10 protein-coding genes are annotated in these 12,924 nt (G+C 66.9%); 6 read left to right on the forward strand and 4 right to left on the reverse strand.

The annotated features are described in order from the left end of the window. Positions 1 to 109 precede the first annotated feature (109 nt). Positions 110 to 523, reverse strand: coding sequence for a M16 family metallopeptidase (locus HNP98_RS03705; protein ID WP_173808713.1), 414 nt, complete (start codon positions 521 to 523; stop codon positions 110 to 112). Positions 524 to 652: 129 nt separating this feature from the next. Between HNP98_RS03705 and alr the strand changes: the two genes are divergently transcribed. The 3 genes from alr to HNP98_RS03725 all read left to right on the forward strand — a co-directional run bounded on the left by alr (position 653) and on the right by HNP98_RS03725 (position 5,770). Beyond that, positions 653 to 3,283 carry an alanine racemase gene (alr, locus tag HNP98_RS21750; RefSeq protein WP_317171038.1) on the forward strand — a complete coding sequence of 877 codons (2,631 nt, stop codon included), beginning with the start codon at positions 653 to 655 and terminating at the stop codon, positions 3,281 to 3,283. Positions 3,284 to 3,337: 54 nt separating this feature from the next. Further along, positions 3,338 to 3,988, forward strand: a complete 651-nt coding sequence (locus tag HNP98_RS03720; RefSeq protein ID WP_173808714.1) for an OmpA family protein — start codon at positions 3,338 to 3,340, stop codon at positions 3,986 to 3,988. Positions 3,989 to 4,351: 363 nt separating this feature from the next. Further along, positions 4,352 to 5,770, forward strand: coding sequence for an alpha/beta hydrolase family protein (locus HNP98_RS03725; protein ID WP_173808715.1), 1,419 nt, complete (start codon positions 4,352 to 4,354; stop codon positions 5,768 to 5,770). Between the two features lie 118 nt (positions 5,771 to 5,888). On the opposite strand, the gene HNP98_RS03730 is transcribed toward HNP98_RS03725, so the two are convergent. Both HNP98_RS03730 and HNP98_RS03735 read right to left on the reverse strand, forming a co-directional pair. Next, positions 5,889 to 6,785, reverse strand: coding sequence for a carboxypeptidase-like regulatory domain-containing protein (locus HNP98_RS03730; RefSeq protein WP_173808716.1), 897 nt, complete (start codon positions 6,783 to 6,785; stop codon positions 5,889 to 5,891). A gap of 104 nt (positions 6,786 to 6,889) precedes the next feature. Further along, positions 6,890 to 7,795, reverse strand: coding sequence for a carboxypeptidase-like regulatory domain-containing protein (locus HNP98_RS03735; protein WP_246274961.1), 906 nt, complete (start codon positions 7,793 to 7,795; stop codon positions 6,890 to 6,892). A 191-nt stretch (positions 7,796 to 7,986) separates the two neighbouring features. On the opposite strand from HNP98_RS03735, the gene HNP98_RS03740 reads away from it, so the two are divergent. Both HNP98_RS03740 and feoB read left to right on the forward strand, forming a co-directional pair. After that, on the forward strand, positions 7,987 to 8,259 hold the full coding sequence (locus HNP98_RS03740) for a FeoA family protein (RefSeq protein WP_246274962.1): 273 nt from the start codon (positions 7,987 to 7,989) through the stop codon (positions 8,257 to 8,259). A gap of 11 nt (positions 8,260 to 8,270) precedes the next feature. Further along, positions 8,271 to 10,436, forward strand: coding sequence for a ferrous iron transport protein B (gene feoB / locus HNP98_RS03745; RefSeq protein WP_173808718.1), 2,166 nt, complete (start codon positions 8,271 to 8,273; stop codon positions 10,434 to 10,436). A gap of 237 nt (positions 10,437 to 10,673) precedes the next feature. On the opposite strand, the gene HNP98_RS03750 is transcribed toward feoB, so the two are convergent. Continuing rightward, complete coding sequence (locus tag HNP98_RS03750; RefSeq protein WP_173808719.1) at positions 10,674 to 11,252, reverse strand: hypothetical protein; 579 nt, start codon at positions 11,250 to 11,252, stop codon at positions 10,674 to 10,676. Between the two features lie 415 nt (positions 11,253 to 11,667). Here HNP98_RS03750 and HNP98_RS03755 point away from each other — a divergent pair, with 415 nt between their 5' ends. Beyond that, positions 11,668 to 12,915: an efflux RND transporter periplasmic adaptor subunit gene (locus HNP98_RS03755; RefSeq protein ID WP_173808720.1), complete on the forward strand. Its 1,248-nt coding sequence runs from the start codon at positions 11,668 to 11,670 to the stop codon at positions 12,913 to 12,915. Positions 12,916 to 12,924: the final 9 nt, after the last annotated feature.

The raw sequence follows: 12,924 nt of genomic DNA on the forward strand, positions 1-12,924 counted from the left end.
CGCAGCCGAGGCATCTCGCGTGCTGCACTATCCCAATCGATTGGATTACTGCTGCACGCGAGATGCCTCGGCTGCGCTCGGCATGACGGCCTGGGGTAAGATAGGGGCCCTACAGCGGCTTCTTCAACGAGTCCTGAAACTTCTTGATTTGCGGGGCCACCACTTTCTGGTCGCCCACCACCACGATGGTCATGGCCTCGGGGCGGATGTACTGGCGGGCCGTGGCACTCACCTGCTCGGGCGTCACGGCGTTGATGTTTTTCACCTGCTCGGTGAGGAACGAATCGGGCAGGCTCTGCAAGTCCAGGTCATTCAGCTGGTTGATGATGCCGCCGGGGTTGGAATTGCGCAGCACGAACATGCCGCCCTCGTAGTTCTGGATGCCCTTCAGCTCGTCGGCCGAGGGCGGCGTTTTCTGGAGTCGCTCAATCTCGTTCACGATTTCGTGCGGCGAGTCGCAGGGGTCTTTGGTCGTCACGTCGGCGCTTTCGCTCCAGGTGCCGGTGTGGTAGTGGGTGGCCACCGTCGTACCCGCTGCGCTCGTCGCGGCCTCGCAGCGTCCACGCTACCCCAAGCGCCGCGAGTATCGTCCTGCTCGGGCAATCGTTACACACGCCCGCGCTACATCGGGCGGGGCCCCGACCTTTGCCGCGTGCTACCTCCCTTGCTCTTCACCGATTTGCCGGCCCTGCTCAGCGGCCACCTGCTCCAGGGCCCCGCCGCGCCGGCCGCCGCCGTGCGCCACCTGCTGCTGGATAGCCGCCGCGCCGGGCCACCCGCCGGGGCCCTGTTCATCGCCCTGCGGGGCCCCAGCCACGACGGCCACCGCTACCTGCCGCAGGCCTACGCCCAGGGCGTGCGCCTGTTTGTGGTGGCAGAAAACGCCGCGCTGCCCGGCGGCCTGGCCGCCTACCCGGGGGCGGGGTTCGTGGCCGTGGCCAGCCCGCTGGGGGCCCTGCAAGCGCTGGCCGCGGCGCACCGCCGGCAGTTTGCGGGCCCCGTGTGGGCCGTCACGGGCTCGAACGGCAAGACCATCGTGAAGGAATGGCTGGCCCAGCTGCTGGGGCCCGACGAGGTCATCTGCCGCTCGCCGCGCTCCTACAACTCGCAGGTGGGCGTGCCGCTGAGCGTGTGGGAATTGAGCCCCGAGCGGCACACGCTGGGCCTGTTCGAAGCCGGCATTTCGGAGGCGGGCGAGATGGCGAAGCTGGCGGCCATCATCCAGCCCACCGAGGGCATCTTCACCACCCTCGGCACGGCCCACGACGCGGGTTTCGCCTCCGCAGCCGAGAAGCTGCGCGAGAAGCTGCGGCTGTTCGAGGGCCCCCGGTTCCGGCGCCTCTACTACTGCGCCGACCAAGCGCCGGTGCGCGAAGCCGTGGCCGCGCTGGGCCTGCCCGGCTTCGGCTGGACGCGCCACGACGCGCCCGGCGCGGCCCTGCGCTTCCGCGTGGCGCCGGCCGATGCCGGCCGCACCGCCGTGAAGGCCCGCGCCGGCGCGCTGGGGCCCCGGGCCGATTTCGTGCTGCCCTTCGCCGACGAGCCTTCCGTGGAAAACGCCCTGCACGGGCTGGCCGTGCTGCTGGCCCGCGGCGTGGCGCCGGCCGAAATCCAGCGCCGCCTGGCCCGCCTCCAGCCCGTGGCCATGCGCCTGGAAATGAAGCAGGGCCGCCACGATTCGTACCTGCTCGACGATACCTATAATAACGACCTCGCCGGCCTGGCCCTGGCCCTGGCCGCGCTGGGCCGCCAGGCCCGCCCCGGCCGCCGCACCCTCATCCTCAGCGACGTGCTCGAATCGGGCCTGACGGGACCCGCGCTCTACGCCCGCGTGGGGGCCCTGCTGCCCGCCCACGGCGTGACCCGCCTGGTGGCCATTGGGCCGGAAATTTCTGCGGAGATGAACAAGTTAAAAATTATAAGTGAAGAGTTAAAAGCCGACGATGCACAGCCAGAACTTTTAGCTTTTAACCCCCAACTTTTGACTGAAAACCCGCAACTCATAACTCATAACCCAAAACTCATAACTGAATTCTACCCCAGCACCGAGGCCTTCCTGGCCCAGCTCAACCCGGCCGATTTCGCCCACGAAACCATTCTGGTGAAGGGCGCGCGCCGCTTCGGGTTCGAGCGCATCGTGGCGGCGCTGCAGGCGCAGCAGCACGGCACGGTGCTGGAGGTGAACCTCGACGCGCTGGGCCACAACCTTCAGCACTTTCGCCAGCAGCTGCGGCCGGGCACCAAGTTGATGGTGATGGTCAAGGCGTTTGCCTACGGCGCGGGCTCGTACGAGGTGGCCAGCCTGCTCGAATTTCAGCGGGCCGACTACCTGGCCGTGGCCTACGCCGACGAGGGCATTGCCCTGCGCGAGGCCGGCATCGGCCTGCCCATCCTGGTGATGAACCCGGCCCCCGACGCCTTCGCGCTGTTGCGCCGCCACCGCCTGGAGCCGGAAATCTATTCCTTCGAAATCCTGGAAGCCTACCTGGCCGCCTTCGAAGCCCCCGATTCATCAACTCACTCATTCACTAACTCACCCATTCACATTAAGCTCGATACCGGCATGCGCCGCCTGGGCTTCGAGGAGGCCGACGTGCCGGCGCTGGGGGCCCTGCTGCGCCAGCACGCCGCCCGCCTGCCGGTGGCCGGCATCATGACGCACCTGGCCGCGGCCGACGACCCCGCCCACGACGACTTCACCCGCGCGCAGCTGGCCGCGTTCGGCCGCATGGCGGGGGCCCTGGAGGAGGCCCTGGGCCACCCCGTACTTAAGCACGCCTTGAATTCGGCCGGCATCCGGCGCTTCCCCGAGGCGCAGCTCGACATGGTGCGCCTGGGCATCGGCCTCTACGGCGTCGACGCCAGCGGGCTGGACGCCAACGCGCTACGTCCGGTGAGCGCGCTGCGCACCACCATCTCGCAAATCAAAACCCTGCCCGCCGGCGCCACCGTGGGCTACGGCCGCCGGGGCGCGGCCGGGGCCCTGGACCGCCGCATCGCCACGCTGGCCATCGGCTACGCCGACGGCTACGACCGGCGCTTCGGCAACGGGGCGGGCGCGGTGCTGGTACACGGCCGGCCGGCCCCGCTGGTGGGCGCGGTGTGCATGGACATGTGCATGGTGGACGTGACCGACATCCCCGCGGCGCGGGCCGGCGACGTGGCCGTGGTGTTTGGCGAAGGGCTGCCGCTGCCGGCGCTGGCGGCCCGCATCGGCACCATCGCCTACGAGCTGCTCACCAACGTGAGCGAGCGGGTGAAGCGGGTGTTTGTGAGCGAATAACCCAACGCGGGTCCCCAGCCTTGCGTATGGCAGCATTCATTTAACAAAATTCCCATGTACAAGCCTTTCCTCTCCCTCGTAGCCGCCACCGTGCTCCTCGCCGGTTGCGAAACCAAGAAGTCTGAAACCAAAGAAACCCTCGGCGACGCCACCCGCGACACGGCCGTGATGGCCCGCACCGGAGCCTCTGCCGACACCGTGGGCGCTAAAATGGCCGATGCGGCCAAAGGGGCCATGGCCTCGGCCGGTGCAGCCATCAGCAACGCCTGGACGGTGAGCAAGGACAAGCTCAAAGACGTGAAATTTACGGAGGTGAACCTGCCCGGCGTCACGGTGCGCGGCGACGGCGACTACAATGTGTACAGCGTGGACGAAGCCGTGCTCTTCGACACCAACAAGTCCGACATCAAGCCCAGCGCCGCCAAGGCCCTGGCCCAAATCACGGGCTCCATCGGCCAGCGCTTCGCCAAGAGCGACGTGCGCGTGATGGGGTTTGCCGATTCGCGCGGCGACAAAGACTACAACAAGGACCTGAGCGAGAAGCGGGCCGACGCCGTGAAAAACTACCTCGTGGCGACCGGCAAAATCGATGCCGGCCGCGTGAGCGTGGAGCCCATGGGCGAGGCCATGCCCGCCGCCAGCAACGCCACCGCCGCCGGCCGCAAGGAAAACCGCCGCGTGGAAATTGCCGTGCGCAACCACTAGCCCGCCGCCCGGCGCGGGCCCCGTGGCCCCGCCCACGCAATTATTTGAAAGGCCAACGAAATTTTTCGTTGGCCTTTTGCATGAAAAAAATGCCCTGAGCAAAGGGCCGCCGCGCCGTTGGATTAGACTGCCTACCGGCCCGCTGAAGAGCGGTTGGGCGGAAAAGTTTGATTCCTGAATTCAGGGGCGTTTTTTGGAGGGCCCGGGCAGGAAATGGAGCGGACGCGACGGGTCCGGGGGGCCGTTGGACGGGCTATTGCGGGATGGCGACGGTTGCGTTTGGCGTCATTATCTTGCATAGTATAGCTAATATTTAATCCCGTGAAAGCATTGCTACCCGTACTACCTATTTGTTGTGCATTATTGGCTGGGGCCGCCCAAGGCCAGGCGCTGCCGGCCGCCGCTGCCAACGACTTAACCGCCTCCGTAGGCCCGGAGGGCCCAACGGCCCGACGGCCCACGCCGCCCGACCCCACCGTGCTCAACGGGTTTTGGAAGGGCCCGCTGGCCGTGCCCGGCGGCAGCCTGGAAGTCATTTTCCGCCTGATGAAGCTCTCCAACGGCGAGTACTTTGCCACCCTGGACGTGCCGATGCAGAAGGTAATCCACATGGAAGTGCAGGTGACGCAGCACGCCGACTCGGTGGAGCTGTTCGCGCCGGCCGCCGGCAGCCGCTTCACCGGCCTGCGCTCGGCCGACGGCCAGCAGCTGGTGGGCACCTGGCAGCAGCCCGGCTTTAAGGCCCCGATGGCGCTGGCGTTTGCGGCCATTCCGGCCGCGCCGGTGGCCTCCAGCACAACGCTCAGCCGGCCTTACCGCGAAGAAACCGTGGCCCTGGCCAACGCCGTGGCCAACCTGCGCCTGGGGGCCACCTACACCGTGCCCGCCGGCGCCGGGCCTTTCCCGGCCGTGGTGCTGACCGCCGATGCGGGCCCCCAGGCGCAGGCCTCCGGCGGCGACGAGTACTCGCCCCTGGCCCAGCTGGCCGACTACCTGACCCGGCGCGGCGTGGCCGTGCTGCGCTACGACGAGCGCGGCGTGGGCCGCTCCACGGGCACGGCCGCCGCGTCGGCCGCCGACCTGGTGAGCGACGTGCGCACCGGCCTGAGCTTCCTGCGCGCCCGCCCCGAGATTGACCGCACCCACGTGGGCGTCATCGGCCACGGCGAAGGCGGCAACGTGGCGCTACTGGCCGCTACCCAGGAGCTGCCGCCGGCGTTCGTGGTGGCCCTGGCGGCCTACGGTCAGCGCGGCAGCGCCGTCGCGGCGCAGGCGCAGGCCACCGCGCTGAAAGAAGCGGGCGCGACCACGGCCGTGCTGGCGGACGCCGCCAAACGCGAGCAGGACCTGCTCGAGGTGATTCGCCACGCCCCCGACAACGCCCAGGCCCGGGCCAACGTGGCCAGCCTGCTGCGCCAAAACGATGCGACCCTCGACGAAGCCGCCGCCCAGCACCGCGCCGCCGCCCTGACGTCGGCCCGCTACCGCAACTTTCTCGACTTCGACCCGACCGCCAAGCTGTACTACGTGTACTGCCCCGTGCTGCTGCTCAACGGCACCGCCGACCGGGCCGTGGGGGCCTTCGCCAACCTGGGGCCGCTGGAGCGCGGGCTCCGGCTCAACGACAACAAAGGGGTGTACTCCAAGCGGTTGCCGGGCGTCAACCACCAGTTTCAGGCTGCACCCGGCGAGTGGCCCATCGTGAACGGGGAGCGCAAGCCCACGTTCTCGCCCACCGCCGAGGAGCTTATCCGGGAATGGATTGTGAGCCAGGTGCGGTAGGGCCCCGCGCGAGGAGACCGACCCAGGGCTTTTCAATGGGAAAGAACGCGCACAGAAAAGCCCGACGCGCACGCTGCGCGCCGGGCTTTTCTGTGCGGTAGCCGCCGGGGCCGGTGGGCTACTTGCTGGCGTCCACTTCGGCCCGAATCATGGCGTTGTAGCGCGAGCCGCCGTTGGCCAGGGTAATCAGGCTCCAGCCCCGCCCAATGGCGTAGAGCCAGGTGCGGCTGTCCTTGAACTCGAAGGTGGGCCGCAGAATCTGGCCGTAGGGCGTGTAGTTGTCCATGAAGTTGGTGGTGTAGAATTTGTCGCCGCTCACGATCCACTCCATCGCCACGTAAAACCCTTCGTCGGGGGCCGGAATGTTGTACTGGCTCAGGTCCACGTCGAACCAGCCGCCGCCCCGCGCCGCCGACACTACCACGTTGTCGAGCAGCAAGTCCGAGTTTGGGGCGTTGTAGTTGCCGTCGGCCTTGTAGAGGCGCACGCGGAAGGGCTCGCGCGGGAAGCCGTTCTCGCCGATGTAGAACGAGACGGAGCGGATGTAGCCGAACTTGCGCTGCTTGTCGTTTTTCATCAGGGCCGCGTACTGCGAGCCGGGCAGGCCCTGGATCATGCCCACGCCGGGCGTGGAGGTGTGGGCCCCGAGCACGGCGGGCTTCATCTGGCCGGCCTTCACCGTGACGCCGGCCAGGGCCACGGCCTGCTTGGGCAGCTCGATGATGAGGTCTTCCATGTTGGCCCCGCGCTTCACGCGCAGCGCCGTGCGCCGGAAGCCCAGCGCCAGCACCACGATGGAGTCGTTGAGGCTGCGCTCGGGCATGGCCAGCTGGAAGTAGCCGTACTCGTTGGTGAGGGCCCCGGTGCCTTCGTCGCGCAGGCTGATGGAGGCAAACGCCACGGGGTCTTTGGTGGCCTGGTTCACCACGCGGCCCGTGATGCGGCCTTCCTGGGCCCGGGCCAGGCCCGGCAGCAGGCCGAGGCCCGCCAATAGCAAGAATAATGTTTTCAACATGAGAGCTGGGGAAATAGAATAATTAGCGACGCGGGGCCCGGCCGGGGCCGGCGGCAATAGCGGCCCCGGCCCCGCCGCGGGTAAGCGGGGTAGCAATAGGATAGTTACTTAATCATGTCCACGTCGGCCTTGATCATGGCGTTGTAGCGCTGGCCGTTGCCGTTGGCCAGCGTCATCAGGTTCCAGCCCTTGCCGATGCTGTAGGTCCAGGTGCGGCTTTCCTTGAACTCGAAGGTGGGCTTCATGATCTGGCCGTAGGGCGTGTAGTCGTCCATGAAGTTGGTGGTGAAGAACTTGTCGCCGCTCACCACCCACTCCATGGCCACGAAAAACCCTTCGTCGGGGGCCACCACGTTGTAGGGCGTCAGGTCCACGGTGTACCACTGGCCGCCCTGCGGGGCCGACACCACCACGTTTTCGGTGAGCAGGTCGGTGTTGGGCGAGTTGTAGTTGCCGTCGGCCTTGTAGAGGCGCACGCGGAAGGGCTCGCGCGGGAAGCCGTTCTCGCCGATGTAGAACGAGACGGTGCGCACGGCCCCGAGGCGCTTGTTCTTGTCGTTTTTCACGAAGAAAGCGTACTGCGAGCCGGCCTGGCCCTGAATCATGCCGTCGCCGGGGTTGTTGGTTTTGGCCCCGAGGCCCAGGTTTTTCACCTTGCCCGACTTCACCGTTACTTCTTTCAGGGCCACGGCCTGCTTGGGCACCTCAATGGTGAGGTTGTCGAGGGCCGCGCCGCGCTTCACCACCACGGTTTTGCGCACGTAGCCCAGTGCCATGATGAGCAGCGTGTCCTGGGCATTTTTAGTAGGCGCGGGCACCACAAATTGGCCGTGCTCGTTGCTCAGGGCCCCGATTTGCTCGTCCTTCAAGCCGATGGAAGTAAAAGGCAGCGGCTCCTTGGTGGCCTGGTCCACGATTACCCCCTTAAGTAGCACTTGCCCGGACTGTGCCTGAGCGAAGATAGGTAATGTAACCCCTAATAATGCAATAAAAAGTAAGCGTTTCAACATGATTGAGTAGTTCAACGGTAAATACTGCAAATTGTGACCGAAAGATATTGTAAAAAAAATTGTCTTAAACAATTATTCTTCTTTTCGCTTCACTGTTTCTTGCCTGCTTCTGCCCCCGCTGCAAAGGGGCCGCGGGAGCGCCGGCAAATGCCGCCGGGGCCGTACCTTTGTTTAAATCCTTTCTAAATAAAATGCGTATGCCCCCCGTGGCTTCTTCCCCCTCTGCTCCTGCTACTCGGCGCACGGCCCGCGACCTGCGCGTGGGCGAAACCGGCACCATTTGCTGCCTGGAAGACCCCGTGATGGCCCTCAAGCTGCTCGACATGGGCTGCGTGCCCGGCGTCACGGTGCGCCTGAGCGGCCGCGCCCCCCTCGGCGACCCGCTGATGCTGGTGCTCGGCGACGAGGAGTACACGCTCTCGCTGCGAGGCAGCGAGGCGGCCACCATCGTGCTTAAGGACTGATAACGAAGCGCATGGCAGCCCCCCGGACCACCGCGGCTTTGCCGGCGGCGGGCCCCCCGGCCCCGGAGGCCCCGGCGCGGCCCATGCGCATCGCCCTCATCGGCAACCCCAACTCGGGCAAAACCTCGCTCTTCAACCAGCTCACCGGCCTTAACCAGAAGGTGGGCAACTTCCCCGGCGTGACGGTGGACCGCAAGAGCGGCTGGGCCCAGCTCACGCCCGCCCGCCGGGCCGAGATTGTGGACCTGCCCGGCACCTACTCGCTCTACCCCAAAAGCTTGGACGAGCGCGTCATCACCGACCTGCTCTACGATCCGTCCTCGACCAGCTACCCCGACTTTGTGGTGGTGACGGTGGACGCCAGCAACCTGCGCCGCAGCCTACTGCTGTTCAGCCAGTTGGCCGACTTGGGCCTGCCCGCCATCCTGGCCCTGAACATGACCGACGTGGCCGCGCGCCACGGCGTGCACATCGACCTGGGGGCCCTGGAGGCCGAGCTGGGCGTGCCCGTGGTGCCCATGAACGCGCGCAACGGCAGCGGCGTGGCGGCCCTCAAAATTGTGATGGCCGAGCGCCTGGCCGCCCCGCCCGTGCGCTTCTGGCAGCCCGACGCGGCGGTGCACCCGCTGGTGCAGCGGCTGCGCACCCACTTCCAGCTCCACAGCGACTACTTGGCCCTGCACTACGCCCAGCAGGCCGAGTACCTGGCCTTCCTCAGCGCCGAAGACCGCGCCTACGTGCAGGGCTTGGTGCAGGAATACGCCTTCGATGGCACGGCCCAGCAGGCCAGCGAAACCATTGGGCGCTACGCCCGCATCAACGAGATTCTGCTCGAAACCGTGACGGTGACGCGCACCGAGCAGCGCGAGCCCGTCAGCAACCGCATCGACCGGGTGCTGACGCACCGGGTGGGCGGCTACCTGATTTTTCTGGCCGTTTTGTTCCTGCTGTTCCAGGCCATTTTCGCCTGGGCGCAGTACCCGATGGACCTCATCGACCAAAGCATTGGGGCCCTGAGCGGCTGGCTGCAAAACACCCTGCCGCCGGGGCCCCTCACGCGCCTGCTCACGGAGGGCGTGCTGGCCGGCCTGGGCGGCGTGCTCATCTTCATTCCCCAAATTGCCCTGCTCTTCGCCTTCCTGGCCGTGCTGGAGGAAACCGGCTACATGGCCCGCGTTACCTTCCTCATGGACAAGCTGATGCGGCCCTTTGGGCTGAGCGGCAAGAGCGTGGTGCCGCTGATTTCGGGCCTGGCCTGCGCCGTGCCGGCCATCATGGGGGCCCGGACGATTGAGAGCTGGAAGGACCGCATGATCACCATTTTCGTGACGCCCCTGATGTCGTGCTCGGCGCGCATTCCGGTGTTCACGGTGCTGGTGGCGCTGGTGGTGCCGGCCGAAAGCGTGGGCTTTTTCAACCTGCGCGGCGTGGTGCTGATGGGCCTGTACCTGCTCGGCCTGTTCTCAGCCCTGGGCTCGGCCTGGCTCCTGAAAGTGCTGCTGAAGGCCCGCGAGCGGAGCTACTTCATCATGGAGTTTCCGGTGTACAAGTGGCCGCGCTGGAAGAACGTGGGCCTCACCATCTACCAAAAAGTGCGGGCCTTCGTGTGGCAGGCCGGCCAGGTGATCGTAGCCATCTCGGTGCTGCTGTGGGGGTTGGCCAGCTACGGCCCCGGCCAGCGCCAGGCCGTGGCCGAGGCTCAGGCCCGCCGCGAAGCCGCCATCCACCACTGGACGCCCGCCGAGCTGGGCCGCCAGGTGGCCTCGGCCCGCCTCGAAACCTCCTACGCCGGCTCGTTCGGCCAGACACTGGAGCCGGCCATCCGCCCGCTGGGCTTCGACTGGAAAATCGGCATCGCGCTGCTCACCTCCTTCGCCGCCCGCGAGGTGTTCGTGGGCACCATGAGCACCATCTACAGCGTGGGCCAGGACGCCGACATGGGCACCGTGCAGCAGAAGCTGCGGGCCGAAAAAGGGCTCGACGGCAAGCCGTTCTTCACGCCGGCGCGGGCCTTCTCGTTGCTCGTATTCTACGTCTTCGCCATGCAGTGCATGAGCACGCTGGCCGTGACCTACCGCGAAACCAAAAGCTGGCGCTGGCCCGCCGCCCAGCTCGTGTACATGACCGGCCTCGCTTACGCCGCCTCGGTGCTTATCTGGCAAATCTGGGGCAGCTAGGACCCCGAGCGCGGGAACCTCACGAGACCCCCGCGGGGCGGGCCCCTCTCCAAAAGAGAGGGGTGCCAGTCGTCCGCTTTAAGCCAGTTTGAATCGTTGAACGCACCCCTCTCTTTTGGAGAGGGGCCCGCCCCGCGGGGGTCTCGTGAGGTTCCCCCAGGTGAGATGCTTTGCCTACGCGCTGCATGATGGCTCTTCATCGCCGGCGATTCTTGTTGCTAAATGCTTCCGGGGCCCCTAGCGCGGCTTGGTACGCCCGTGCAGGTACTGGCCCATGGACACGTAGAACTTCTTCGCGGCCAGCTTGGGCAGGTGCACGATAACGGCGGTGCACTTGCTGTCCAGGGCTTTGCCGTTGGTTTCGAAGGCAATGCCTTTCGCCCCCGCGTCGTAGAGGTAGCGCACGCCGCCGGGCACGCTGTAGGTGGTGGCCAGCGGCAGGGCCCCGTAGGCCGCCCGGATGCTGCGCAGGGTCGAGCCCGCGTGCAAGCCGTTGGCCAGCTGGAAGTAAGGCGACGTGGCCCGCACTACCTGCACCGAGCGGTGGCTGCCGTCGTCGCCGGCCGGGGGGGCCGTGTACACGTCCAGCTCGGTGGGGGCCCCGTGGGCCGGCCGGGGCCCGTACCACGAAACCCAGGCCTTGCCCATGGCCCCGTCGCTGCTGTTGGGCGGCGTGGTGGGCAGGTGGGCGGCGGCCGGGGCCAGGCCCAGCTTTACTTGCCCCAGGCTGCGGCCCGGCACCACCAGCTGCTTCGGCGTGGGGGCTGCGCTCAGGAGTGTGGTGGCAAGTAGGAGCAAGGGGAGGCGAATGGTCATGGGGCGAAAGTAGGCCGATTTTGGGAATGGGTTGTGCTGGGGGCCCGGCTAGGGGGACCTCACCCCCGGCCCCTCTCCTGCGGAGAGGGGTGCCAGTTGTCAGCTAGGGGCCAGCTCTCAAACAAGCATATTAAACGCACCCCGATAGCCGCGCTCGACCTGCGCCTCGGTGACACGGTAGTTCTCAAACAAGCCTATTGAACGCACCCCTCTCCGCAGGAGAGGGGCCGGGGGTGAGGTTCCCCGGGGCGGGGCCTCACCAACCGTCCATTACCGGGCAGGTGTCCAAAAATGGACAGTTTTTACAACCTGTTTTCTATGGGTTTTTATTACAAATTAATGAAAATCAATTAATTATAGAATTGGCACGCGGCTTGGCAAAGTAGGGTAGAACCAATCTCTACAGTGCCCGAAAATGGACAGAGCCCTTGCCCCATCCGTTCAAACGAACCGCCGCCGCCGCCAGTGGCTGCTGGGCCTGGGGGCCCTGGCGCTGGCCGTGGCCGGCTGGTGGGGCCTGCGCAAGGCCTTGCAGCCCAGCCTGCGCCGCGCCGACGTGCTGACGGCCCGCGTGGAAACCGGCGACGTGGAAGCCGCCCTCACCGCGGCCGGCACCATCATTCCGGCCCACGAGGCCGTGATTTCCAGCCCGATAGCCAGCACCATCCGGCGGGTGGCGGTGGCCGTGGGGGCCCAGGTGGCCCCCGGCCAAACCATCCTGGAGCTCGACAAAGAAGCTTCGCAGGGGGCCCTGGCCAAGCTCGACGACGAGCAGCTGCGCAACCAGAACAAGAACGACCAGCTGCGCCTGGCCCTCGAAGGTCACCTCAACGACCTGGGGGCCCAAGCGGCCTCGCAGGCCGTGAAGGTCAGGAGCTTGCAGTCGACTCTGCGGGACGAGCAACACTTGCTCGAAATCGGGGGCGGCACGGCCGAGGCCGTGCGCCAGGCCGAGCTGAACTTGGCCGTGGCCCGCCTGGAGGCCGACCGCCTGGCCCGCCAGCTCGCCAACCAGCGCCGGGCCAGCGCCGCCGATGTGCGCGAGCTGGGCTACACCGTCTCGATGCAGCAGCGCAGCATTGCCGAGCTGGCCGGCAAGCTGCGCCAGGCCGACATCAGCAGCCCCCAGCCGGGCGTGCTGACTTGGGTGAACGACAACCTGGGGGCCGCCGTGCCAGCCGGCGAGCCCCTGGCCCGGGTGGCTGACCTCAGCCGCTTTCGGGTGCGGGCCACGCTTTCGGACGCTTACGCGGGCCAGCTGCACCCCGGCGACCCCGTGGTGGTGCGCGCCAACGGCACCGACCTGCGCGGCACCGTGGCCAGCATCAGCCCGGCCGTGGACAAGGGCGTGGTGACCTTTTACGCCCAACTAACCAACGACCACGCCCCGGCCCTGCGCGCCAACCTACGCGCCGACGTGTTCGTCATCACCCGTGCCCACCCGCACGTGCTGCGCATCAAAAACGGCCCCTTCTACCAGGGCGGGCAGGAGCAGGCGGTGTTCGTGGTGCGCGGCGGCAAGGCCCTGCGGAAAGTGGTGCGCTTCGGCGACAGCAACTTCGACTACGTGCAGATAACCAGTGGCTTGCAGGCCGGCGACGAGGTAGTGGTATCGGACATGAAAGACCACCTGGAAACGCCCGAGCTGGCGCTCCACGATTAACGCCGTCGC

Origin of the sequence: Hymenobacter caeli (assembly GCF_013294115.1) — a bacterium.
Taxonomy (GTDB): Bacteria; Bacteroidota; Bacteroidia; order Cytophagales; family Hymenobacteraceae; genus Hymenobacter; species Hymenobacter caeli.